This is a genomic window from Lentzea sp. CA-135723, assembly GCF_050936595.1.
Classification (GTDB): Bacteria; Actinomycetota; Actinomycetes; order Mycobacteriales; family Pseudonocardiaceae; genus Lentzea.
In genome coordinates, this window is the sequence record NZ_JBNJMK010000001.1 from 4,728,117 (window position 1) to 4,752,445 (window position 24,329).

General features: G+C 71.3%; 21 protein-coding genes. 8 read left to right on the forward strand and 13 right to left on the reverse strand.

What is annotated here, in order from left to right; all coding sequences use genetic code 11:
* Positions 1–6: 6 nt before the first annotated feature.
* The gene (locus tag ACQEU1_RS21345; RefSeq protein ID WP_433204365.1) at positions 7–1,641 is read right to left on the reverse strand and encodes a DUF2207 domain-containing protein; all 1,635 of its coding nucleotides are present in this window, start codon (positions 1,639–1,641) and stop codon (positions 7–9) included.
* 354 nt (positions 1,642–1,995) lie between these two features.
* Here ACQEU1_RS21345 and ACQEU1_RS21350 point away from each other — a divergent pair, with 354 nt between their 5' ends.
* The 3 genes from ACQEU1_RS21350 (at position 1,996) to ACQEU1_RS21360 (ending at position 5,323) form a co-directional block, all read left to right on the forward strand.
* A complete protein-coding gene (locus ACQEU1_RS21350) occupies positions 1,996–3,030 on the forward strand; it encodes a neutral zinc metallopeptidase (RefSeq protein WP_433204368.1) in 1,035 nt (344 codons plus the stop codon).
* A gap of 355 nt (positions 3,031–3,385) precedes the next feature.
* Positions 3,386–4,417, forward strand: a complete 1,032-nt coding sequence (locus tag ACQEU1_RS21355; RefSeq protein ID WP_433204371.1) for a neutral zinc metallopeptidase — start codon at positions 3,386–3,388, stop codon at positions 4,415–4,417.
* A 12-nt stretch (positions 4,418–4,429) separates the two neighbouring features.
* Positions 4,430–5,323: a neutral zinc metallopeptidase gene (locus tag ACQEU1_RS21360; RefSeq protein ID WP_433204374.1), complete on the forward strand. Its 894-nt coding sequence runs from the start codon at positions 4,430–4,432 to the stop codon at positions 5,321–5,323.
* 1 nt (position 5,324) lies between these two features.
* On the opposite strand, the gene ACQEU1_RS21365 is transcribed toward ACQEU1_RS21360, so the two are convergent.
* The 5 genes from ACQEU1_RS21365 to ACQEU1_RS21385 are packed head-to-tail and all read right to left on the reverse strand — an operon-like array spanning position 5,325 to position 8,136.
* A complete protein-coding gene (locus ACQEU1_RS21365; protein WP_433204377.1) occupies positions 5,325–5,486 on the reverse strand; it encodes a hypothetical protein in 162 nt (53 codons plus the stop codon).
* Between the two features lie 60 nt (positions 5,487–5,546).
* Entirely contained in the window at positions 5,547–5,690 is a 144-nt protein-coding gene (locus ACQEU1_RS21370; protein ID WP_433204380.1) for a hypothetical protein, read from the reverse strand.
* A gap of 16 nt (positions 5,691–5,706) precedes the next feature.
* Positions 5,707–6,183: a hypothetical protein gene (locus tag ACQEU1_RS21375; RefSeq protein ID WP_433204383.1), complete on the reverse strand. Its 477-nt coding sequence runs from the start codon at positions 6,181–6,183 to the stop codon at positions 5,707–5,709.
* Between the two features lie 13 nt (positions 6,184–6,196).
* Complete coding sequence (locus ACQEU1_RS21380) at positions 6,197–7,471, reverse strand: sensor histidine kinase (RefSeq protein ID WP_433204386.1); 1,275 nt, start codon at positions 7,469–7,471, stop codon at positions 6,197–6,199.
* Positions 7,468–8,136 (reverse strand): response regulator transcription factor, encoded by a 669-nt coding sequence (locus tag ACQEU1_RS21385; RefSeq protein WP_433204389.1) that lies wholly within the window; start codon positions 8,134–8,136, stop codon positions 7,468–7,470. Before ACQEU1_RS21385 ends, ACQEU1_RS21380 begins: the two co-directional genes overlap by 4 nt.
* A gap of 80 nt (positions 8,137–8,216) precedes the next feature.
* On the opposite strand from ACQEU1_RS21385, the gene ACQEU1_RS21390 reads away from it, so the two are divergent.
* Both ACQEU1_RS21390 and ACQEU1_RS21395 read left to right on the forward strand, forming a co-directional pair.
* Complete coding sequence (locus tag ACQEU1_RS21390) at positions 8,217–8,792, forward strand: hypothetical protein (protein ID WP_433204392.1); 576 nt, start codon at positions 8,217–8,219, stop codon at positions 8,790–8,792.
* Positions 8,793–8,865: 73 nt separating this feature from the next.
* Entirely contained in the window at positions 8,866–9,291 is a 426-nt protein-coding gene (locus ACQEU1_RS21395; RefSeq protein WP_433204395.1) for a hypothetical protein, read from the forward strand.
* On the opposite strand, the gene ACQEU1_RS21400 is transcribed toward ACQEU1_RS21395, so the two are convergent.
* The 3 genes from ACQEU1_RS21400 to ACQEU1_RS21410 form a co-directional block, all read right to left on the reverse strand.
* Positions 9,260–9,901 (reverse strand): hypothetical protein, encoded by a 642-nt coding sequence (locus ACQEU1_RS21400; RefSeq protein ID WP_433204398.1) that lies wholly within the window; start codon positions 9,899–9,901, stop codon positions 9,260–9,262. The genes ACQEU1_RS21395 and ACQEU1_RS21400 overlap by 32 nt on opposite strands.
* Before the next feature lie 69 nt (positions 9,902–9,970).
* Positions 9,971–11,014, reverse strand: coding sequence for a potassium channel family protein (locus tag ACQEU1_RS21405; protein WP_433204401.1), 1,044 nt, complete (start codon positions 11,012–11,014; stop codon positions 9,971–9,973).
* Positions 11,011–12,444 (reverse strand): M20/M25/M40 family metallo-hydrolase, encoded by a 1,434-nt coding sequence (locus tag ACQEU1_RS21410; protein WP_433204404.1) that lies wholly within the window; start codon positions 12,442–12,444, stop codon positions 11,011–11,013. Before ACQEU1_RS21410 ends, ACQEU1_RS21405 begins: the two co-directional genes overlap by 4 nt.
* 62 nt (positions 12,445–12,506) lie before the next feature.
* Between ACQEU1_RS21410 and ACQEU1_RS21415 the strand changes: the two genes are divergently transcribed.
* Both ACQEU1_RS21415 and ACQEU1_RS21420 read left to right on the forward strand, forming a co-directional pair.
* The gene (locus ACQEU1_RS21415) at positions 12,507–12,899 is read left to right on the forward strand and encodes a DoxX family protein (RefSeq protein WP_433204407.1); all 393 of its coding nucleotides are present in this window, start codon (positions 12,507–12,509) and stop codon (positions 12,897–12,899) included.
* A gap of 63 nt (positions 12,900–12,962) precedes the next feature.
* Positions 12,963–13,502 carry a hypothetical protein gene (locus ACQEU1_RS21420; protein WP_433204410.1) on the forward strand — a complete coding sequence of 180 codons (540 nt, stop codon included), beginning with the start codon at positions 12,963–12,965 and terminating at the stop codon, positions 13,500–13,502.
* Between the two features lie 3 nt (positions 13,503–13,505).
* On the opposite strand, the gene ACQEU1_RS21425 is transcribed toward ACQEU1_RS21420, so the two are convergent.
* The 3 genes from ACQEU1_RS21425 to ACQEU1_RS21435 all read right to left on the reverse strand — a co-directional run bounded on the left by ACQEU1_RS21425 (position 13,506) and on the right by ACQEU1_RS21435 (position 20,570).
* Positions 13,506–16,865, reverse strand: coding sequence for an ATP-dependent helicase (locus ACQEU1_RS21425; RefSeq protein WP_433204413.1), 3,360 nt, complete (start codon positions 16,863–16,865; stop codon positions 13,506–13,508).
* A 97-nt stretch (positions 16,866–16,962) separates the two neighbouring features.
* Positions 16,963–20,100, reverse strand: coding sequence for an ATP-dependent helicase (locus ACQEU1_RS21430; protein WP_433204416.1), 3,138 nt, complete (start codon positions 20,098–20,100; stop codon positions 16,963–16,965).
* 35 nt (positions 20,101–20,135) lie between these two features.
* Positions 20,136–20,570: a hypothetical protein gene (locus tag ACQEU1_RS21435; protein ID WP_433204419.1), complete on the reverse strand. Its 435-nt coding sequence runs from the start codon at positions 20,568–20,570 to the stop codon at positions 20,136–20,138.
* Positions 20,571–21,177: 607 nt separating this feature from the next.
* Between ACQEU1_RS21435 and ACQEU1_RS21440 the strand changes: the two genes are divergently transcribed.
* A complete protein-coding gene (locus tag ACQEU1_RS21440) occupies positions 21,178–22,125 on the forward strand; it encodes a chitinase (RefSeq protein ID WP_433204422.1) in 948 nt (315 codons plus the stop codon).
* A gap of 45 nt (positions 22,126–22,170) precedes the next feature.
* Here ACQEU1_RS21440 and ACQEU1_RS21445 read toward each other — a convergent pair whose 3' ends face one another.
* On the reverse strand, positions 22,171–24,219 hold the full coding sequence (locus ACQEU1_RS21445; protein WP_433204425.1) for a putative bifunctional diguanylate cyclase/phosphodiesterase: 2,049 nt from the start codon (positions 24,217–24,219) through the stop codon (positions 22,171–22,173).
* Positions 24,220–24,329: the final 110 nt, after the last annotated feature.

A 24,329-nucleotide genomic window follows, 5' to 3' on the forward strand; every position in this document is an offset into this window, starting at 1 on the left:
GCAAGCCTACGGGTTCGGCGCCCGGAGCGATCGCAGGTGGCCCGCCTGGGCGAGCACGCCGTCGAGCGCCCCGAGGAACGCGGGGAAGCTGCGCCGGAAGTCGGACGCGTTGCCGTACCAGTAGAGGTCCTGCTGGGTCTGGCTCTGGCCGAACGTCGTGAGCCAGCGCTCGGTCTCGCCGAGCACGACCGCGTACGGCAGCGAGCGCGAGAAGACGAGCTCGCGGTCGGCCTCCGGCACGTCGTCCGGCGTCACCCCGTGGAGGTACCCGCGCAGGCCGCGGACGTGTTCGAGGAGCTCGCTGCCGCGCTTGGTGCGGGCCGGCATGGACCTCGCGCCGAGCGCGAGCGCCACGCCACCCACGGCGACGGCGAGTCCGAACAGGGCGTTGCCGACCGTGAACGCCAGCACGACCGTGGCCGCGACACCGAGCACGGCGAGCGCGATCCCGGCCCACCAGAACTTGGTGCGCTCGGCGTCCGGGCGCCGGACGAACCAGCGCTTCTCGACGACGTCCTGGTACAGCTGGTCGCGCACGGCGGCGAGGTCGATCTGCCGGGTCCGCAGCTCGGACACGCTGACGGCTTCCACGTTCGGCGGCAGCAGCGCCTCGGCGACGGCCCGCTCGTAACCCGACAGCGAGCCGTCGAGGGGGTTGCGGCGCACGATCTGCCAGTCGTGGCCCTCGGTCTCGGTGATCCACAGGTAGTTGCGGACGGCGAGGTCGATCACCGTGGCGGTCACGTCGACGACGTCCACGTGCTCGTCGACGACCGTGCCGACCTGGCCCGGCAGCACGCCGTCCGGCGACGCGAACGCGACCCGGTTCTGCTCGTCTCGCACCAGCACGGTGACCGCGCCGACGTCACCGGCGAGCGCGGCGGCGTCCCTGCCGCGGAGGTACCAGAGCAGTGCCACGCCGCCGAGCAGCAGGACCAGCAGCGCGCCGAGCGCCGTGGCGCTGATCGGCGTGAGCGCGAAGGCCGCGAGGAACCCCGACTGCTCGACCACGACCGCGTTCGGCGGCACGACCCCGGCCGACAGCCCGATCGCGATGTCGACGCGTTCCTTCGGTGCGAGCTTGATCTCCTGCGCCCGCACACCCTTGCCGTCCGCGAGGTCCGCGCTCGTGCACGGCTGCGACGACCCGACGGGCCCGGCGAGGCAGTTGACCGACGTGGGCGAGTCCGGCGCGGAGAACGACACGGCGACCTTGTCGAGCTCGGTGTCCCAGCCGCCCGCGACCTGCCAGCGGACCTCCAGCGTGTCGCCGACCGGCGCCACCGCCCCGACGACCGTGTAGGTCAGCGTGCTGGTGCCCTGGAGTTCCACGCCGAACGTGTCGTCCGTGGTGCTCGTGCTGCCCTTGCCGTCGACCTTGGCGTCGGTGACCCGGTACTGGCGCTCCAGCTCGTTGCCGACCGCGAGTCGCAAGGGGACGGTGCGCTTGACCGTCGTGCCCTCCGGCACCTGAACCGTCTCGGTGACGGACAGCCGCGCGTCGCGCTCCAGCTTCATCCGCACCTCGGTGCTGACCGTCCCTGGAAGCGGCTGCGCGAGCGCGCCAACAGCCGTCACGACGGACCCGACGGAGGCCAGCGCGGCGGCGACGAGGACCGCCGCACCCCAGTTCTTCAACACGGCTGCGGACAATAGCGGAGTCCTCATATGCTCCGGCGGACTTTCGAACAGACGCCATCTGGGGGATCTTCGGCGATGACGCAACCACCGCCGCCGGGCAACGCACGACCAGGCAACTGGCCGCCGCCGCGCCCGGTGGGGCCGCCGCCCGTGCCGGCCCCGCCGCCGATGGGATCTCCGGCGGGACAGCGCCCGGCAGGACGGCAGGTTCCGGCAGGACCGCCGCCGATGGGACCGCCCGTTGGTGCGCCACCGCCGTACGGCGCGCCCCCTCCGTACGCACCGCCTCCGTACGCACCGCCTTCGTACGCGCCGCCTCCCGGCCGTGCCCCGCTCCCGCCGCCGCGTCCCGTCATGCCGCCTCCCCGGGCGGTCGTGCCCCCGCCGGGCTGGGGCCACCCCGGTGCGTTCGCCCCGCCGCCCCACCCGATGGCCCCACCCCGTCGCAGCAGCAGCGGCCCGATCGTGGCCCTCGTCCTCGGCGGCGTCGTGGTCCTCGGCCTCGGCGCGGTCGGCGTCTTCGCGGCAACGCTGAACAACAAGGTCAAGGACACCGGCTACTCCAGCTACACGACCTACAGCCCCACCTACACGTCAGCAACGACCACCACCACGACGACGACCACCACACGTCCGACCCGGGAAACGAGCACGCAGCAGACGCCGGTGGGGCCCAAGGCCGTCTACAAGCTGGCCGACCACCCCATCTTCAGCACCAACATCGGTGCGAACGACTTCGACTCGTGCCCGTTGCCGCGGATGGAGTACAGCCCGGCCGGGGAGAAGCGGTTCCTCGAGGCCGCGCTGCCGTGCATCGAGAAGGCGTGGCAGCCGGCGCTCAAGGCGGCCAACCTGCCGTACCAGCCAGCCGAGCTGCAGGTGTTCACCGGCACGACGCAGACGCCGTGCGGGAGCAGGCAGAACAACGTCACGGCCATGTTCTGCCGGGGCGTCATCTACTGGCCCGGCAACTACTACGCCAACGAGGGCGGCACCACGGTGCGGCATCCCGGTGTGTACCTCGGGCAGCTCAGTCACGAATACGGGCACCACGTGCAGTGGTTGACGGGCATGATGCGGGCAGCCGACCAGGCGCAGTACGACGTGGGCGGGTTCGACACTCCCAAGGGGCTCGATCTGAACCGCAGGCTGGAGTTGCAGGCGACGTGCCTCGGCGGGATGACGCTGGCGCCGTTCTCGCACCGCGGCGTCGTGCCGATCGAGGTCGTGAACACCGGACTGAGCGACGCGGGCAAGCGGGGCGACTACGACCGCAGGCCCGATCACGGCAGTGCGCCCAACAACGACCGCTGGGTGATGCACGGCCACAAGCAGAACAACATCAAGGCCTGCAACACGTGGGCGGCGAGCGCGGCGGACGTGTCGTGAACCGAACGCACGGCTCGCACGTCTCATTGAAGTGGGCTGGACGCGTTAGCCCGGTCGGGGGACACGCGATCTCGGTCCGCCTATGCTCGTACGCGACCCAGGATCACCAATGGGGGGACCTCAGGCGATGACGCAACCACCGCCGCCGGGCACCTGGCCGCCGCCACGCCCGGTCGGCCCGCCACCGATGCCCGCACCACTCGGGCAGCGTCCGCCCCAAGGCCCGCCACCGCCGTACGGCGCGCCACCACCACAAGGTCCGCCACCGCAAGGGCCTCCGCCGCCGCCTTACAACGCGCCGCCGCCCCAAGGCCCACCGCCTGGCTACTACGGCCCGCCGCCTCCCGGCCCGGTCATGCCGCCGCCGCACCCGCAGTGGGGCGGTCCGCAGGGCTACGGCCAGTTCCCGCCACCGCCGCGGCGCAAGAGCAGCGGCCCGCTGATCGCCCTCGTCCTGGGTGGCGTGGTGATCCTCGGCCTCGGCGCGGTCGGCCTGTTCGCGGCGACGCTGAACAGCAAGGTCAAGGACACGGGCTACTCGAACTACACGACGTACAGCCCGACGTTCACCGCCCCCACCACGACGGAAGCGGCGGAGACGACGACCAGCGCCCCGCGTGCGCCGTCGTCGCGCCAGCCGTCCGCGCCGCAGACCCCGGCGGGTCCGAAGGCCGTGTACGCGCTGGCGGACCACCCGTTCCTCAAGCCGAGCTTCGGCGCGAACACGATCTCGGGCTGCGCGCTGCCGGCGATGGACTACTCGCCGGCGGGCCAGGACAAGTTCCTGCGCGCCGCGCTGCCGTGCATCGAGAACATGTGGAAGCCGGCGCTGCAGGCGGCGAACCTGCCGTACCAGCCCGTCGAGCTGCACATCATCACCGAGCAGGCGCAGTACCCGTGCGGCACGGTGCGTCCGGACCAGACGGCCAGGTACTGCCAGGGCGGCATCTACTGGACGGCCAATGCGTACGCCGCCGAGCGCAACCCGAACAACCCGAACCACCCCGGCAAGTACCTCGGACAGCTCGCCCACGAGTACGGCCACCACATCCAGTGGCTGACCGGAATGCTCAAAGCGTCGGACCGCGCGCAGTACGACGCGGGCGGGTGGGATACTCCGAAGGGCCTCGACCTGAACCGCCGGATGGAGCTGCAGGCGACCTGCTTCGGAGGCATGTCGCTGGCCCCGTTGTCGCACGGCGCGATCCCGATCGACGTGATCAGGGTGGCGCTGACGGACGCGGGCAACCGCGGCGACTACGACATCTATCCGACGAAGGACCACGGCACGCCGCAGAACAACGCGTCGTGGGTGGACCGGGGCTACAAGTCGAACAAGGCGTCCGAGTGCAACACCTGGGCCGCCGACGCAGGAGCCGTCTCCTAGGAAGGGGAGAGCGTGACCCGACCAGCGAAGAACAACCCTGTCCTGCTCGCGGGAGTGTTCGTCCTGGTGGTCGCGTTCGTCCTCGGAATCGGTCAACTGAGTCGCCCGAGAGTGGTCACGGGGCACGCGCTGGCGGGGTCGAAGCCCGCGTCGACGCCGCCGACCGAGCCGTCGACCCCGATCCGCCCGCGGACGGTCTACCGGCTGGCCGACCACCCGTTGCTGGTCAAGCCGGCGACGCTGGCGCCGGCGACGTGCGCGCTGCCGCCGTTCGGCACCTCGGACCCGCAGCTCGCGGCGTACTACGCGGCGGGCGTCGAGTGCCTGGACGCGACGTGGGGCCCGGTGCTCCAGGCCGCGAACCTGCCGTTCGACAAGCCCGTCCTGGACGCCTCGCCGACGCTCAAGGACGGCCCGTGCGGCGCCGCCCCGGAGTCGGACCACGCGGTGGCGTACTACTGCGGCCGCAACCGCACGATCTACATGCCCACGGCCCGGCTGCGCGACAACGGCGGCGGTGACGCCCCGGCGACCCACCTCGCCACGCTCGCGCACGAGTACGGCCACCACGTGCAGGCGCTCACCGGCCTGCTGCGGGCGGCGGACCTGAAGATCACCGACGCGGGCGAGAAGTCCCCGGCGGGCCTGGAGATGTCCCGGCGCATCGAGCTGCAGGCGAACTGCTTCGCCGGCATGTTCCTCGCCGCGGCGGCCGGCCGCGGCTCGGTGACGGCCGGCCTCGCCCGCTCCGCCCAGGAGGACTTCCAGTACGCCATCGAGGAGCAGCCGGAGAACAACGCGCACGGTTCCGCGAAGAACCAGGCGCAGTGGGCGGGCGCGGGCTTCAAGGCGAACTCGACGGACGCCTGCAACACGTTCGCGGCGGCTCCGGCGGCGGTCGGCTGACCTAGCTGAGGTGGGTCCGCTCGTCGACGTACCGGGTCGGCGTGCCCAGGAAGATCTCGGCGTCGGCGGGCGGATCGTGGACCACGTTCACCGTGGTCAGCGAGTGGCACCAGCCGTCGGCGGTGGACCCGGCCGTCCAGCGGTGGTCGACCTGCCAGCGCACCCACTCACCGCGCGCCAGCAGAACCGGCTCCGGCCGGTTCCGGCGCCGGGGCGTGGACCGCTAGGTGTCCAGCAGCCCCAACGACACGAGGTCGTAGCTCTCCTCGTGCAGGGTGAGGCCGATCCGGTCGACCTCACCTCGCACGGGCTCGAAGTCGGGCTCCCGCAACCGGATGTCGTGCACGGCGGGCCTCAGGTGCGGCAACGCGAACCCGACCGGATCAGCTGAGGTGGGCCCGCTCGTCGACGTGCCGCGTCGGCGTGCCGAGGAACACCTTCAGGTCCTCGGGCGGGCCGTACACCAGGTTCAACGTCGTCAGCAGGTAGTTCCAGCCGCCGTCGCGCGGCCTCGCCCACCGGTGGTTGAGCTGCCAGCGCACCCACTCGCCGCGCGCCAGCCGGACCGGTGACGGCCGGTTCCACCGCCGGGGCGAGGCGATCATGGTGTCCTGCAGCTGCACGGACAGCACGTCGTCGTCCTCGCGCAGGGTGAGCGTGATCCGGTCGATCTCGTCGCGCTCCTTCGCCCACACGGGCGTGAAGTCGGGCTCGCTCAGCCGGATCTCGTGCACGGCGGGCCTCAGGTGTGGCAGCACGAACGCGACCGGCGCGGCGTTGCGGCGGGCCGCCTCGGACCCGCCACGGGAGTCCTTGGTCCACTCCGTCTTGACCAGCTGCACCACCACGTCGACGTCCACGCCGTCGATGCAATCAAAGTGCGGCGGGCGTGGCGACCGGATTAACGGCGGGCAGCCTCACCCGGAAGACGGCTCCCTGCGCGGACGGCTCGCAGGTCAGGTCGCCGCCGTGCGCGCGGATCACGCCGCGCGCGATGGCGAGGCCGAGCCCGGATCCGCCGGAGCGGCGGTCGCGGGCGTCGTCGAGCCGCACCAGGCGGTCGAAGATCCGTTCCCGTTCCGCGTCGGGCACGCCCGGTCCGTTGTCGGAGACGGTGAAACCGGTCAGGTCGACGCGGATCCGGACCGTCCCGGTGGGGCCGGTGGCCTGTCGTGCGTTGTCCACGAGGTTCGCCAGCACCTGCGCGAGCCGTTGGCCGTCGCCGACGACCGCTACCGGGACGCCCTCGGCCGCGATGTCGAAGTCCGGTGCCACGAACCGGGTCCTGGCCACCTCGGCCTCGGCCAGGCCGAGCAGGTCGACGGACTCGCGCTGCATCTCGTACCCGGCGTCGAGCTGGGCCAGGGCGAGCAGGTCGTCCACGAGCCGTCCGGCGCGGCGTGCCTCCCGCACGAGCAGGAACGACATCTGGTCGCGGTCCGGCGAGTCGACGGGGGCCTGCACCAGCGCCTCGGCCACGGCCTGCACGCCGGTGATCGGCGTGCGCAGCTCGTGCGCGGCGTCGGCGACGAACCGCCGCGTCCGTTGCTCGGAGCCCTCCAGCGAGTCGAGCATCCCGTCGAACGCGGCCGCCGTGCGCCCGAGCTCGGTGTCCGTTCTGGACGGGTTGAGCCGGCCGCCTCGATGCCCGGCCGCGATCGCCTGCGCCAACGACGTCATGGCGTCCAACGGCGCCAACGCGCGCCGCACCACCACGACGATCAGCAGGCCGGTGACCCCGATGGCCACGAGTCCCAGGATCAGCAGCAGCTTGCGCAACCGGTGCTGCGCCTGCGAGATCGCCTCGGTGTCGGCGTAGATGGTGACCTTGTTGCGGCCGACCAGGCGGTTCTTGCTCTCGAACTGCCCGTCGGGCCTGGCTCCGAGCATGGTGCCGTTGGGCAGGTCGATCGTGACGTGCACGTTCCGCTTGGTCAGCTGGCCGACGACCTCGGCGGGGCGCTTGCCGTTCTTGAGCATCTCGACGGCGCGGTTCTCGGTGTTGACCAGCACGCCGTCGACGTCGCGGGACGACTGCCCGGCGAACGTCCGGTCGACCGAGATGACCAGCGCCACCAGCACGAGGAACAGCACCAGCAGCACGGACACCGCGACGCGGCGGCGCAGCGAGACCGTGCGGAGGTTCATTCTTCGGCTCGCAGCACGTACCCAAGGCCGCGAACGGTGTGCACGAGGCGTGTGCCGTGTTCCTCGATCTTGCGACGCACGGCGCTGACGTGGACCTCGACCAGGTTCGGGTCGTAGTCCTCATAACCCCACACAGCCGTCAGGATCTGCGTCTTCGACACGACCCGTCCGCGTTGCGCGGCCAGGTAGACGAGCAGCCGCAGCTCGGTCGCGGTCAGTTCGATCTGCTGGTCGGCGCGCATGACGACACCGGCGTCGGCGTCCACGACCAGGTCGCCGACCTGCACGGTCGACGGCGTGCGGCCGAGCCTGCGCAGCACGGCGGACACCCGCGCGACCAGTTCGGCGAGCACGAACGGCTTGCCCACGTAGTCGTCGGCACCGCCCGCGAGCCCGCGCAACCGGTCGGGAACGCCGTCGCGCGCGGTCAGCATCACGACCCCGGCTCCGGACGAGCGGCGGATCACCTCGAGCAGCTGGAAGCCGTCGCGGCCGGGCAACATCACGTCGAGGACGACCAGGTCGGGGCGGAAGCGCCCGAGGTCGGTCTCCAGCTGGCGGCCGTCCAGGCGGTGCTGCACCTCGTACCCGGACTCGCGCAGCGCGGACGACACCGCGGCGCCGATCGCCTCGGCGTCCTCGATCACCAACACCCTGGCGGACACGCCACCATTCTCCTGATCATCCGGACTTCGGGCGACTCGCCTTCAGCTGGCCCTCAGAATGCGCGCGCACGCTGGGGCGTATGTCGAAGAAATCAGCGTGGGCCGGCGCCATCGTCGCGGCCGCCGGTCTCACCGTCGGCGGCATCGCCGTCGCGACTGCGGCCGAGGGTCCCGACGGCCCGCCCGCGGCGTTCGCGGAACGCCACCCCGGCGGCCCCGGCCCTGGCAAGCACGGCCGTCCGGACAAGGCCGCGCTCAAGGACAGCACCCTCGTCGTCGGACGCGTGAAGAGCGTCGAAACGGGCAAGCTCGTGATCACCAAGGACGACGGCGGCGAGGTGTCGTTGACCACTGACGGCTCCACGAAGCTGCGCGGCGGCGACGTCGCGGGGTTGAAGGCCGACCAGCGCGTCACCGTGCGGGTCAAGGACGGCAAGGCGCTGAACGTGGCGCTCGCCAAGGCCCAGGCGCGCGGCACGGTCAAGGACGTCAACGGCAACAACGCGACGTTGGTGCAGGTCGACGGCCTGCAGACGCCGCTCGACCTGTCGTCGGTGACGGAGAAGCCGAAGAACGGCGACCTCGTCGCGGTGACCGGCACGGTGTCCGACGGCAAGACCATCAAGGTCGACAAGCTCCGCCAGCTGCCGAAGTAAACCTGGGCTCCACGCGGGCCGCCGCGTCTGCGAACATCGCAGTGTGGCGGTTCCGCGAAGCCCGGACAGATGGGTGTTCATCCTGCTGGTCGTCGGACTGGTCGGGATCGGTGTCGCGGTCGCGCTTCTGGTGCCCGCCAAGGTTCTCGGCGCCGAAGAACCCCCGCCGCCCGTCATGGCGACCGTCGTCGAGAGCGGCTCGTGCGGCTCCGGCACGGACACGGTCGAGTGGGACGCGGGCGGCCAGAAGAAGCAGGCCAGGCTCGACGGCTGCGGCCACACCAAGGGCGAGACGGTCGAGATCGTCAACACCGGCGGCGACATGGTGTCCTCTGCCGCGTCCGTCCCGGTCGGACTCCCGGTCGGGCGCCGCCTCACCGCACTGCTGCTGTGCATGGCGGCGCTGGCGGGCGGCTTCTACGCGTTCCTCTTCCGGTACGCGCCGTTGCGCGCCCCGGCCGTGCTGCCTACTCCTCGACCGGCTGAGCCGGCTTCCTGACGTTCGCGAGGATCTCGACGACGTCGCACGCCATGCCGGCCACGTCGTCGAGGCGGTCGGCGAGGTCCACGTCGGTGAAGGTGAAGCACGCGACGCCGTCGGCGACGTCCACCTCGGGCGGCTGGTAGGAGGCGAGCTGGGCGAAGACCTCCTTCCCGGCGTCTCCCTCCACCAAGGACTCCAGGCTGCCCAGGACGCCGTAGCGCCGGTCGCCCCGGACCGGGTTCAGCCGCAGGACCCCGGCGAGTTCCGGAGCGTCCACCGCCACCACGAGGCCCGGCGTGACGGCCCACCTGGTCGGGACGCCCTGGTAGGTCCCGGCGACCCTCGACGCGGCGAAGACGGCGACCCGCACCGTTCTTCCCCCGCGGGTGCTCGCGACCGCAGCGTGCCGCACCAGTTCGCGGTCGCCCATCCGCCCCGCCGGCACGTCCTCGTCCTCGGGGACCTGCCGCCAGCCGGGCTTGCGCGCCTGGCGGTCGAGCGCGCCGGTCGCGGCGACGAGGGAGCGGGCCCGTGCCTTGTCCTCCCCGACGCTGACCACCGACAGCACAGCGATCATGATCAACAGCACGACCCCGGCACCAGCCAGGAACAGCAGGAAGCTCATGCGTCCTCCGAGGGGCACGGCTCCCCGGTGGCGGGGAGCCCCTCATTGGACTACGCGGGCCGCGCCGATTCACTCCTCTCCGGGCGGAGTCACCTTCTTGACGTAGAGCAGCCGGTCGCCCGGCTCGATCGCGTCGGCCTCCGGCGCGTCCACCCGATACAGGGTCCCGCCCCGCACCACGCCCAGCACGATGTCCGGCAGGTGCCGCGGCGAGCCGCCGATCTCGCTGGGCTCGACGTCCCGCTCGGAGATCGCGAGGCCCTGGTCGGGCGTGAGCAGGTCCTCGACCATCGCCACCACGGACGGCGTGGCGGTGGCCATGCCGAGCAGGCGGCCTGCCGTCTCGGACGACACCACGACGGAGTCCGCGCCGGACTGCCGCAGCAGGTGCTCGTTCTCGCGCTCGCGCACGGACGCCACGATCTGCGCCTTGGGTGCCAGCTCGCGGGCGGTCAAGGTGACCAGCACCGCGGTGTCGTCGCGGTTCGGGGCGACCACGATGGCGCGGGCCCGTGCCGCTCCCGCGACCCTGAGCACGTCGTTGCGCGTGCCTGACCCGTGCACGACCACGAGGCCCTTGGCCGTGGCCGCGTCGAGCGACTCCTGCACGGTGTCGACGACGACGATCGAGCCGGGGTCGACGCCGTCGCCGAGCAGCGCGGCGACCGCGGACCGTCCCTTCGTGCCGTAACCGACGACCACGACGTGGTCCCGCACAACCCGCCTCCACTTTTGAATGCGCAACGCCTGACGGGAGCGCTCGGTGAGAACTTCTAGTGTCGTGCCGACCAGCACGATCAGGAACAGGACGCGCAACGGCGTGATGACCAGGACGTTGACCAGGCGTGCTGACGACGACGCGGGCGTGATGTCGCCGTAGCCGGTCGTCGAGAGAGAGACGGTCGCGTAGTAGAACGAGTCGAGCAGCGAGACGCCGTCCTCGTTCACGTCCCGGTAGCCGTCGCGGTCCAGGTAGACGATCAACACCGCGAGCATCAGCGCCGCCATCGCGCCGATGACGCGTTTCAGGATCGCGCGGACAGGGCTCTCGACCTTGTCCGGCATCCTGATCACGCCGACGAGCGAGTGCGACGCTTCATCGGTCAGACTCATCGGGACAACCTCTTCGCGATCTCCGCTCGGGCGAGCGTCCGCCACAGGTGAGCAGCCGCCTCCGCGCCTTTGAGGAGCAACGGCACCACTACGCGCTCGTTCGGCGCGTGGACGCGATCATCCGGCAACGTCGCGCCGAGGTACACGAGGGGCACCCCCAGGAACTGCTGGAGCACCGCCGCGGGTCCCGAACCACCTGCCCGCGCGAAGCGGACGGGCTGGTCGAAGGCCAGTTCCATCGCCTCGCGCACGGCGGCGTTGGCCGGGTCGTCCGGGCTGACCGCGTACGGCGGCACGCCGGTGCCGCGGAAGTTCACCTCGGCGCGGATGCCCGGCGGGGTGTGCCGTTCGACGAACGCGAGGAGCTGCTCGCGCACGCGGTCGGGGTGCTGGTCTGGCACGAGCCGGAAGCTGATCTTCGCGGTCGCGGACGCCGGGATGATCGTCTTCAGGCCGGGCCCGGTGTAGCCGGCGCTGATGCCGTTGATCTCGGCGGTGGGCCGCACCCAGATCCGTTCGAGGGTGCTGTAGCCGGTCTCGCCGTGCGCGGCCTGGGCGCCGCCGCCGTTGTGCCGCAGCCACTTCTGCTCGTCGAACGGCAGCGAGGCGTAGTCGGCGCGTTCCTCCGCGGACGGTTCGCGGACGTCGTCGTAGAAGCCGTCGAGCTGGATCCTGTTGTCGTCGTCGTGCACCGCGGCGATCAGTTTCGCGAGTGCCGTCGCGGGGTTCGGAATGGCGCCGCCCGCGCGTCCGGAATGGACGTCGTCGGTGCCGCCGAAGAACGTGATCTCGCCGCCGAGAACACCGCGCTGCCCGGTGTTGACGGTCGGCGCGTCGCGTTCGTGCAATGCGGTGTCGGTGAACACGACGAGATCACACGCGAGCGATTCCCGATGATCTTCCAGGAGCTTTCGCAGGTGCGGCGAGCCGGATTCCTCCTCGCCCTCGACGAAGAGCTTCAAGGTCACGCTCGGCGCATTCCGGCCGCTCGCCGCCAGATGTGCCCGAACGCCGAGCAGGTGCATCGCGACCTGCCCCTTGTCGTCGCTCGCACCCCGCCCCAGGATCTCGTCGCCGCTGATCACGGGCTCGAACGGCGGGTGCTCCCAGCGGTCGAGGGGGTCGACGGGCTGCACGTCGTGGTGGCCGTAGACCAGCACGACCGGGGCCTGCGGATCTTCGGCGGGCCAGCACGCGAACACGGCGGGAAGCGCTGGTCCGTCACCCCAGACCGCGACCTCCGGCCAGCCGTCCGCGGTCAGCCGGTCCGCGAGCCAGTCGGCGGATCTCCGCACGTCGGCGTGGTGCGCGGGATCGACGCCGATGCCGGGAATCTTGATCCACTCGCACAGGCCGGCCACGAAGGAATCGGCCAGCGCGGCGACGGCGGCGCGTTCAGGGAGTTCGGAATGACGAGAATCACCTGCCACGCTCGTGGACAATAGGCCAGCCCCATCTCGCCTACGCGGCGTAGGCATGACATGGTGACGCCATGGAACCAACCCGTTCCCGAACGCGGTCGGCGCTGGCACTGGCCGCGCTGCTGGGCCTGGCAGGAGCGACCCACTTCACCAGGCCGAAGCCGTACGACTCGATCGTTCCGCGCTCGCTGCCCGGCACCCCGCGGCAGTGGACGTACGCGTCCGGCGTCGCCGAGCTCGCGGTCGCCGCTGCCGTCGCCACCCCGCGCACGCGCCGGCTGGGCGGGTTCGCCGCCGCCGCGTTGTTCGTGGCCGTCTTCCCGGCGAATGTGAAAATGGCTCTGGATTTCCGGGACAAATCCCCCAAAGCCCGCGCCATCGCCTACGGCCGTCTGCCTCTTCAGATCCCGCTCGTCGCATGGGCCTGGAAAGTGGCGAAAGCGTCCCATGACCACCCTGGGTAATCCTTAACCAAGTGTCCCGCAAACGCTGTCATTTTCCGTGCGAGGAACCTTAGGATGCGCCCTGTGCACACGCTTCTTCAGCGCGCCGCCACCGCTCTCGGCTGGGACGGAGTCGTCGTACCCGACGTCGCCGTCCTGGGCCAGCAGGTGTCCGCGGTCGTGCGCCTGCTCCCCGAGGTGCACGAGTGGAGAACCGAGAACGGCTGGCCGCCCAGATCCGACCCGTCCTGGTTCCGCTCCTGGTTCGAGCCAGAGGCCCACGACCGCCTTCCGGTCGCCGCCGTCGAACTGGTGGGCGTCCTGGTGAGCGAGTCCACGACGGACCGCGCGCTCCAGTCGTGCGGCACCCTGCTGACCCTGGCCCCGTGCGCGGTGATGCTCCCCCGCACCGACGAGTCCCTGGCCTGGTCTTTCATCGAGCTCGACTACTACGGCATCGGTGTCGTGGTCGGCGACGACAGCACCGCGGACCTGATGGTGCCGCCGGAGGACCGGTCGCCGGAGTTCGGGCCGTCGCTCTTCGGGCGGTGGCTGCTGGAGGTCCTGTACGAACGCGTGCTGAAGGAGTCGCACGCGCCCGCAGGCTCCAGCCCGCAGTCCTGACGCTCACCCCACGGACCGGATGAGGTCCTTCAGGCCCTGCTCGTCCAGCAGGTCCGCCGGACGTTCCGTGTGGTCGTGCCGCACGTAGTGGAACGCCGCCCGCACCTGCTCCAGCGGCACGTTCATCAACGCCGCCCACGCCAGCCGGTACGCCGCGAGCTGCACCGACAGCGCGGGCAACGCCTCGGCGTCCGGCACCGCGCCGGTCTTCCAGTCGACGACCGTCCAGCCGTCAGGGTCGCGGTAGACGGCGTCCATCCGGCCGCGCACCGAGATGCCGTCGAACTCCGCCTCGAACGGCACCTCCACGTCGTGCGGGGTGCGCTCGGCCCAGTCGCTTGCGAGGAACGACTCCTTCAGGCGTTCCAGGTCGGCGTCCGGGGAGGCGTCCGCGTCGCCGGCGCCGGGCAGTTCGTCCAGGTCCAGCAGCCGGGTGGCGCCGAAGCGGTTCTCCAGCCAGGTGTGGAAGGCCGTGCCGCGGCGGGCCAGCGGGTTCGGCGGGAACGGCAGCGGGCGGCGCAGGCGGCGGGCCAGCAGGTCCGGGTCCTTGGCCAGCTCGACGAGCTGCGAGACCGACAGGTGGTCGGGCAGCAGGACCTGCTCGCGACGGTTCTGGGACGCGGCGCGTTCGGCGAGCAGCACGTCGACGTCGGCCGCCCAGCCCTCCGGGTCCGCGTCCTCTGGCATCTCCGGGTCGTCGGGGACCACGTCGTCGGGCAGCGGTTCTGGCTCCGGCGGGAAGTCGTCGTCCGGGGGCTCGTCGGTGGGCGGCGGGTAGTCCTCTTCGTCGACGACTTCGGGCACGGGCTCGTCGAAGATCAACGCCAGCGGCTCCGGCGGGGCGTTGCGCAGCTGGTCGAGGGCGGCCAGCACCATCTCGGCGCCCTCGACGACGGCGTCGCGCCGCTTGCCGAGCGGGTCGGCCGGCCAGATCGACGACTTCACGTCCTCGGCCAGCGGGTTCGGGGTGTCGAGCTCGGGTTCCTCGGCCCACGCGCTGATGTCGCCCGGCGGGTTCTCGCGTTCCAGGACCTCGTGCATCTCCTTGAGGAACACCGACGGGCCCTTCGGCTTGTCGCCCGCCTCCGCCCACCAGTGACCCGACATGAGGAGGCTGTGCTCGGCCCTCGTCACGCCCACGTAGAACAGGCGCCGTTCCTCGACGAGCCGGCGTTCCTCGAACTCCTCGGTGTGGATCGCGAGGGCCTCGTCGACCTCCTTGCGGTTGAAGCCCGCGGAGAGCCGCAGCACCGGGAGGTCGGCCGAGTCGCCGCGCAGCGAGGCGGGCAGCTCGGTGACGTTCTTGAGCCAGCACGAGGACTTCTTGCGGCCCGGGAACACGTCGCGGACCAGGTGCGGCAGCGCGACGATGTGCCACTCCAGGCCCTTCGCGGAGTGCACGGTGACGATCTGCACGCGGTCCTCGGAGACCTCGACCTCGCCGGGTTCCAGGCCGTCCTCTGCGTGCTCGGCGGTGTAGAGGTAGTCGAGCAGCGACGGCAGCGTCGCGGACGGCGAGGCGGCGGCGAAGTCCGCGACGACGTCGGAGAACGCGTCGAGGTGGGCGCGGCCGACCATGCCCGGCCGCGACATGGACTCGATGTCCAGCAGCAGGGTGCGTTCGACGTCGGCGACGAGCTCGGGCAACGGCTGGTCGAGCCTGCGCCGCAACGCCGCCAGCTCACCGCCGAGCCTGCGGACGCGCCGGTAGCCGTCGGTCGAGTACGCGTCGGGGTCGCCGGGATCGTCCAGCGCGTCGGCCAGCCCCGCCTGTTCGGCGTGCTCACCGGGCAGCGCGTCGGCGAGGACCATGAGTGGATCGTCCACAACGGACTGTCGAGGTGCGACGCCGGCGAGTTCGCGTGCCCGCTTCCACAGCGCGGCCAGGTCGACGGCCGCGAGCCGCCAGCGCGAGCCGGTGAGCAGGCGGGCGGCCGCCGTGCCGGCCAGCGGGTCGACGAGGACCCGCAGCGCTGAGACGAGGTCGCGCACCTCGGGTTCGTCCAGCAGGCCGCCGAGACCGACGACCTCGACCGGCAGGCCGCGTTCGCGCAGGGCGGCGGCGATGGCGGCCATGTCCGACCGGCGGCGCACCAGCACGGCGGCGGTCGGCGGCACGCCCTCGGCGTCCAGGTGCGCTTCCCACTGCGCGGCGAGGTTGTCCGCCATCCAGTCGAGCTCCTGGCGGATGTTCTCGTGCAACGCGAGCCGGACGTCACCCGGCCCGGCGCCCGGCCGTGCGCGCAGCTCTTCAACGTCCAGACCGGCCTCGCGCAACGGCAGCGACACGGCGTTGGCGAGTTCCAGGACCTCCGGCGGGTTGCGGAAGCTGGTCAGCAGCCCGAACTTCCTCGTCGGCGGGAAGTCCTCGGCGAAACGCGGCAGGTTCGCCGCGGACGCGCCGCGCCAGCCGTAGATGGCCTGCGCCGGGTCGCCCACCGACGTCACCGGCATCGGCTCGCCGTCGCCGAACAACGACCTGAGCAGCACGCGTTGCGCGTGACCGGTGTCCTGGTACTCGTCCAGCAGCACCGCGCCGTACCGCTCGCGTTCGCCAGAGGCCACCTCTTCGAACTGGGCGAGCTGCGCGGCCAGTGACATCTGGTCGGCGAAGTCGAGCGCGGCCTCCTTGCGCTTGCGTTGCTGGTACGCGTCGAGCAACGGCAGCAACGCGATGCGCAACCGTTGCGCCGCAATGACTTCCTTGAGCTTTTCGGGCAGCGCGTCCCGCTGCCGCGGCGCGCGCGGGGCGTTCTCGATCAACGCCGTGAGCTCGGTGGCGTGCCGTTCGAGCTGGTCGGGCGTCACGAGGTGCTCGCCCAGCTCGCCCGCCAGCGACAGCAGGTAGCCCGTGATCGTGGCGGGCACCTTGTCGGTGTCGAGGTCCTTCGCCCACGTCGACACGACCCGGTGCGCGAGCTGCCAGGACGCCGTCTCGGTGAGCAGCCGGACGCCGGGCTCGACGGGCAGCCGGAGCCCGTGCTCGGTGACCAGGCGGCCCGCGTAGGCGTGGTAGGTCAGCACGACGGGTTCGCCGGTCAGCACGGACATCTTGCGCTCGCCGCTCGGGTCGAGCTCGTCCAGCAGGGACGATCCCGCGAGCCTGCGCAGCCGTGCCCGCACGCGGTCGGCGAGCTGGCGCGCGGCCTTGCGGGTGAACGTCAGGCCGAGCACGCGGTCGGGCTGCACGAGCCCGTTCGCGACCAGCCACACGACCCGCGCGGCCATGGTCTCGGTCTTGCCGGCGCCGGCGCCCGCCACGACCAGCGCGGGCTGCGCGGGTGCGGCGATCACCTCGGCCTGCTCGGGAGTCGGCTTGTTCAGCCCGAGCGCCTCAGCGATCTCAAACGGGCTGACGGTCACCAGTACATCTTCCTACCCGGCCCGTGCGCTTCCGCACCACCCGGGACGGTGTGTTCGCCGACCGTTCTGCCAGAGGAAACACGCAGGTCAACGGCGCTTACTCACTCACCTGACGCCCGGAGGGGTGCACCGGGCACGTCGTGCGCGCCGGGCAGCGGTCGCAGTCCGCGTTCTCCTTCGCGCGGTACTCGGGCCCGAGCACGGACTCCGCCGCGCCCTGCACGACCTCGAGCCACGCCTGCACGCCCTGCTCGTCGAGCGGGGCCTGGGTGCGTTCGACGGCTCCTGTCTTCTTGTCCTCCTTCGCCACGTAGAGCAGGCGCGCGCCGCCCGGCTCCGTCCCGAGTCCGATGTGGGTGAAGCCGCCCAGCGACGACGCGAGCTGGTACACCGCGAGCTGCGGGTGTTCCTGGGACGCCTCTTTGGACACCGGGCTCTTGCCGGTCTTGAGGTCGATCACGACCGGACGGCCGTTCTCGTCCTGTTCCAGCCGGTCGACGCGGCCCCTGACCTGGAGCCACGGCCCGCCGTCGCGCTTGGGGACCTCGACGACCATCTCCTCCTCGACGGCGACCTGGGTGAGCTGGGTGCGGCTCATGGTCAGCCACGCGAGGAACGTGTCGAGCATCTTCTCGACGCGCAGGCGTTCGCGGCGGGAGAACCAGGGCGCGCCCGCGTCCACCGCGGCCCACGCCTCGTCCAGCTTCACCCGCAGCTGCTGGGAGTCGGCCCCGCTGGCCGCCGCCTGCGCCAGGGCGTGCACCAGCGTGCCCGTGACCGAGGCGAGCTCGGCCGGGTCCTGGCCGCCGTGCCGTTCGACGACCCACCTCAGCGGGCACTTCGTGATGACCTCGATGGTCGAGGGCGTCACGCTGACCTTCTGGTCTTCTGTCCACAGTGGAGCATCGATCGAGACCTCTGCCAGGCCGTACCAGGACTCCGGGTGCGCTCCCGGTACGCCCGCCTCGGCGAGCCTGGCGAGCTGGGTGGCGGCGCGTTCCCTGCGTTCGGGCGGTTCGGTGTCCGAGCAGACCACCCGGCGCAGCTCGCCGACGAGCTCGCCCAGCACCAGGCCGCGTTGCGGGCGGTGCAGCTTGCGTTCGTCCTCCGCGGACGACTCGATCTCGTCGAGGAACCGCGACGGCTGCTCGTCCTCGCCCCTGACCGCGCTGATCAGCAGCTTCGACCGCGCCCGCGAGGCCGCGACCAGCAGCAACCGGCGTTCCTCCGCGAGGATCGGCGCCACCGCCGACACCGACGGCTCCAGCCCGGCCAGCACGTCCACCATGCGTTCGACGCCCAGGACCGTGCCGCGCAGCCGCAGATCAGGCCAGCTGCCCTCCTGAACCCCGGGCACGGCAACGACCTCCCACTCGCGCCCGGCCGCGGAGTGCGCCGTCAGCACCGACACCGCCTCGCCGGTCGGCGCCGAGGCCGCCAGCGTGTCGCCGACGATCCGTTGCGACTCCAGGTAGTCCGCGAACCCGGCCACCCCGGACCCCGGCAACCTGTCGACGTACTTGGCCGCCGCCTCGAACAACGCCACGATCGCGTCCAGGTCCCGGTCGGCCTGCATGCCGGGCATCCCGCGCCGCGACGACTGGGCCACCCACCGCTCCTGCAGCCCGGTCGCCGTCCACAGGTCCCACAGCACGACCTCGACGGACTTGCCGGCCTCGATCGCCTTGCGCGCCAACGAGAGCAGGTGCCCGATCCGCCGCGCGGGCATCGACTCGACGTCCTCCAGGGCCGCCAGCCGGTCACCCGTCTCGACGACCTCGACCAGCAGCTCACCGCTGGGCCGGTCGTTCCCCGCGGCCATCTCGAGCCTTCTGAGACCGCGCCGCAACCGCCGCAGTGCCAACGGATCCGCGCCACCGTAGCTGGACGCCAACAGCATCGACGCCGTGTCCTCGTCCAACGACCCCGGCGCCGCCGCTGCCCTGACCAACGCCAGCAACGGCCGCACCGAAGGCTGCTGTGCCAACGGCAACTCGTCCGACGCCACCGACACCGGCACCCCGGCCGCGAGCAACGCCCGTTGCAACACCGGCAACGACAACGTCGCCGACCGCACCACCACGGCCATCTGCGACCAGGGCACCTCATCGGCCAGGTGCGACCGCCGCAGCTGGTCCGCCACCCACGCCGCCTCCTGCGCGGACGACGCGAGCAACCGAACCTGCACCGACCCCTCGCCGTCGACGGGGTCGACCGTCCGCGCAGGCGACGCCCCCGGCAACCTCGCCGCCAGCCGCGCCACCGCGTCCCGCACCTCGGGCATCATCCGGTGCGACTGCCTCAGCACCACGGTCTCGCCGTCGGCGTCCCGGAGGATCTCCGGATCGGCCCCGCGGAACGTGAAGATCGCCTGGTCCGGATCCCCGGCCAGGACGAACCGCGCCGCGTGCGACCCCAACGACCGGATCAACGAGTACTGCATCGGATCCAGGTGCTGCGCGTCGTCCACCAGCAGGTACCTGATCCGCCGCCGTTCCGCGAACAACAAGTCCTCGTCGTTCACGAACGCCGCATAAGCCGACGACACCAACTCGGCCGCGTCATAAGCAGGCGCGTAAGCCGTGGCCGAGTCCATCCCGGACAGCAGGTTGACCGCCTCGTACTGGGCGCCGAACCGCCCGGCGGCGACCCACACGTCCCGCCCGTGCTCCTCGCCGAGCGCGATCAAGTCCTCGGGCCCGAGCCCCCGCTCCGCCGCCCGCAACAGCAGATCCCTGAGCTCGTGCGCGAACCCGGGCAACTCCAACGCCGGCCGCAACCGCTCAGGCCACTGCAACGCACCCAGCTCGACGTCACCGGCCAGCAACTCCCGCACCATCGCGTCCTGGTCGGGCCCGGACAACAACCGCGGCGGCGGCTCCCCCATCAGCACGGCCTGGTTCCGCAACACCGCGAACGCGTACGAGTGCACCGTCCGCACCAACGGCTCCCGGATCGCCTGGAGCCGCCCGGTCAGCAACTGCGTGATCCGAGCCCGCAACGCCACCGACGCACGCCGGTTCGCGGTGAGCACCAGCACGTTCTCGGGATCGGCCCCCTGCTCCAGCACGACGTGGGCAGCCAACTCGGCGAGCAACGTCGTCTTGCCGGTGCCGGGCCCGCCGAGCACGCGGACGAAGCCCGCGGCGTCGAAGACCCGCTGGGCAGCAGCGTCCCACCGGGGACGCGGGCGCGTCTCCGGCTTCCGGCGGACCAGCTGAGGTGCAAGTGCCACACCCCGATTGCACCACGCGCCACCGACAAGATCGCTCACCCCCGCCGTGAGCAGCGAAGGAAGTAACGGGCGGGAGGAGGACGTGGGAGGTAGCGGAGGCCTGGGAGAGGGCGGCGGAGAGGCAGAGGAGGGGAGCGGCAGCAGGTGGCGGCGGAGGCGGCGGAGGCGGCGGCGGCGGCGGAGGCGGCGGCGGAGGCGGCGGAGGCGGCGGCGGAGGCGGCGGAGGCGGCGGCGGAGGCGGCGGAGGCGGCGGCGGAGGCGGCGGCGGAGGCGGCGGCGGAGGCGGCGGCGGCGGCGGCGGAGGCGGAGGCGGAGGCGGAGGCGGCAGCGGAGGCGGAGGCGGCAGCGGAGGCGGAGGCGGCAGCAGCGGCAGCGGCAGCAGCGGCAGCGGCAGCAGCGGCAGCGGCAGCAGCGGCAGCGGCAGCAGCGGCAGCGGCGGCGGCGGCGGCGGACCCACATGACCGTGGCAAGGCAAGGCAAGACGGGTCAAGGCAAGACCGGGGTAAGGCGAGACGGGTCAAGGATGGCTTTAGGGCCTGGCGAAGCCGGAGGCGAGCCCGACCGAGCGCGCGCTCAGGGCAATGGCGCAGCCGAGCCCAGCCAAGACCCAACGCAATGCCGAAGGCGAGGCGTCACTCCTGGAACCGCTGTCCAAGCGGTATCGGTGACGTGCCCACCCAACTCAGCCACGCACCAACGAGATTGGGGCTTGACTTTGGGTGCGAGGTGCTACCACTTGTGGCTCGGCCGGGCGTTCTTCCCGGCCTTTTCCGGTCCGACAAGCGCCTCGCAAGGGCCCCGAAGTCAAGCCCCAATCTCTATCGTCGCGAAGCGGCGATGAAATGACCCGGCTCGTCAAAGTCTTTGCCCCCAACGCAACCACCGCCAAACGCGACGCACCCCGCACGCCCCGGAACAGCGCAGTTCACAGCCATGAACCCCCGCCCACCACCACCCCGGAACCGATTTCGTCTACCTTCTTGACAGATACCGATGGTCTAGTCCACTTTTAGAAACGTTGTGAGCCCCCTCACTGCCAGCTCCGCCGCCCTGGACCGAGCAGTCTTTGGAGGACTGATGAAGCGGTTCCTAGTCGGCGCAGTCGCTGCCACCTGCGCGGCGATCATGCTGCCCACGACCGCACAGGCCGCCGTCAACCCGGTACTCGCAGCCCCCTACCTCTACCAGTGGGGCGGCCAGCCGAACCCCGCCACGGTGATGCAGCAGACGGGCATCAAGTCGTTCACCCTCGCCTTCATCCTGAGCGACGGCACCTGCAACCCGAAGTGGGACGGCAGCCGCAGTCTCACCGGCTCGGACAAGACCCTGATCAACAACATCCGCGCGGCCGGCGGTGACGCGGTGCCGTCGATCGGCGGCTGGTCCGGCAACAAGCTCGGCCAGTTCTGCACGAGCCCACAAGCACTCGCCGGCGCCTACCAGAAGGTGATCGACGCCTACCAGCTCAAGGCGATCGACATCGACATCGAGGCCGCCGAGTTCGAGAACAACGCCACGCAGGACCGCGTGCTCGGCGCCCTCAAGATCGTCAAGCAGAACAACCCCGGCGTGAAGACCGTCATCACCATGCCGACGGACCGCACCGGCCCGAACTCGTGGGGCAAGCGGCTGGTCACGCGGGCCAAGGAACTGAACGCGCCGATCGACACGTGGGCCGTCATGCCGTTCGACTGGGGCAGCGGCGGTGACATGTTCGCCTACACCAAGTCCGCGGTCGACGGGCTGAAGAACCACGTCAAGTCGACGTTCGGGCTGACCGACGACGCGGCGTACCGGCGCAGCGGCCTGTCGTCGATGAACGGCAAGACCGACACCGGCGAGACCGTGACCCCGCAGAACTTCCGCGACATCGTCACGTGGGCCAACTCGAAGCACCTGTCGCGGGTCAGCTTCTGGGCCGTGAACCGGGACCGCGGTAACTGCGGAGCCATGAGCTCCTCATGCAGCGGTATCAACCAGCAGACCTACGAATTCACCAAGGCGCTGGCGAAGTTCACTGGTTAGACACGAACCCCTCCGGTGGCCGGACGTGACCCCGACCCCGTCCGGTCACCGGAGTCCCACCAGGAACTCTCCGGCGTCGAGCGCCACCCCGAACTCGTCACCGGTCGCGAAGTCCGCGCCGGCGGCCAGCCACCAGGCAGCCTGCTCCGCGTCGTCGATCCCCTCGACGGCCACCCGCACGCCGCGTTCGCGCAGCAACGGCAACAACGCCGCCACATAAGGGGATCGTGACGCCACCAACTCGCGCGCGATCCGCACGGCGCGCACCGGCACGTCGGACGCGAGCAGGCCGAAGTCCAGCGGTCCCATGCCGAAGTCGTCGATGGCGGTCAGCACGTTCATCCGCGTCAGCACCGCGAGGTTGTCGACGGCGTCGGGCAGGACGAGCACGTTGCCGGGCACGCTGACCATCAGCATCTCCGACGGCACGCCGAGCTCGTCGAGCACCTGCACCACGCGGGACACCAGGTCCGCGTCGGACGCCTGGTGCGCGGTCAGCCGCACGGCCAGCGGCAGGTCGAACTGCCCGCGCTGCCGCCACCACGCCGCCTGACCGCCCGCGACCTTCAGCAGCCAGCCGCCCAGCGGCAGGATCAGGCCGGTCTGCTCGGCGAGGCCCGCGCACCGGTCGTGGTCCAGCGGCCCGGAAGGCAGGTCCCAGAACAACTCCGCCTCGACGCCCGCGACCTCACCGCTCGCCAGCCGCACGATCGGCCGGTACCGCACGGTGATCTCGCCGTCCTCCCACGCGGCCGGCATCGCCACGGCCAGCGCGTCGTCGCGGCGTTCCTCGGCGTCCTGGCCCGCGTGGAACAGCTCCCACTGGCCGCGCCTGCCCTTCTTGGCGCGGCGCAACGACCTCTCCGCCGAGCGCAGCACGTCGAGCGGCTCGGTGTCGGCGGGTGGCCGGTGCACGACGCCCGCGCTCATCGACGCGGACACGCCGTGGCCGTCGACGAACGTCGGCTCGGACATCAGGTCCTCGTTGATGCTCTTCATGATCGTGTCGATGCGCGGGGTCGACGCCGTGTTCTCCAACAGGACGCCGAACTCGTCGCCGCCGAACCGCGCGATCATGACCTTCTCACCCGCCAGCAACGCCTTCAGCCGGCCGGACACGTGCTGCAGGTAGCGCTCGACGACGCGGCCGCCGAAGGTGTCGCGCAACATGCCGAACGCGTCGAGGTCGAGGTGGAACACCGTGATGCCGTGCACGGGATCGGCCTTGCGCAGCGCGGTCTCCAGCTGCGTGGTGAAGAACTGGCGGTTCGGCAGCCCGGTCAGCGGGTCGTGCAGCGACTGCCGCTTCAGCTCGCTCTGCAGCAGCTCCAGCTCGGTGCCGTCCTCGATCACCACGACGAAGTTGCTCGGCTCGTCGTCGGCGCCACGCAGCAGCGACGCCGTCAGCGTCACGCGGGCGGACTCGCCGTCCTGGCGCAGCAACCGCTGCGACTGCTGGACGCGGTCGACGGCTCCGGAGGCGAGGTCGGTCATCGCCTCCCGCAGCATCTCGGTGAACGCGGGCTCGATCAGGTCGAGCAACGGCGTGCCGACGAGTTCGTCCGACGTGCGGCCGAGGATCTCGCCGATCGCCTCGTTGACGGTGAGCAGCCTGCCTTCGAGGTCGACGATCAGCACGCCGTTGGTGGACGACGTGACGACCTCGTTGAAGCGGGCCTCGCTCTCCTTGAGGTTCCAGTTCGCGTCGCGGACGGCCTTGAGCAACGACCGCTGCATGCTCTCCTGCTGCGCCAGCACGGACTCCGCGTTGGCCGCGGTGAAACCGGCGCCCAGCGCGCCCATCGCGAGCGCGATCCGTTCCGCGTACTGCGAGACGGGCTGGAACTCGGGCAGCGCCAGCAGGCCCTTGCCGAGCACCTCCGTGGTGCAGCGCAGGCCGAACTTGCCGAGGTGACCGAGCGTGGCCAGATCCGCGCCGGCCCCCTCGATCGGGGTCGTCGCGAACGGCTCGGCGTGCAGCATCGAGCACAGCGCGTCCAGCCGGAGCGCCAGCTCCTGGTCGAGGTCGTCGCGTCCCAGCGGAATCGCGACGGCGCTGAGCAGCTTGTACGACCATTTCCGGGCGAGCGTCATCCGCGCCCGCGCATTGTCCTGCGGCGAGGGCGTTACACGAGTTGCTCGACTCGGGTTGGACATTCGGGGCTGCCTCGCAATGGGCTCTTGAGGTACGGCAGTTTACCCAC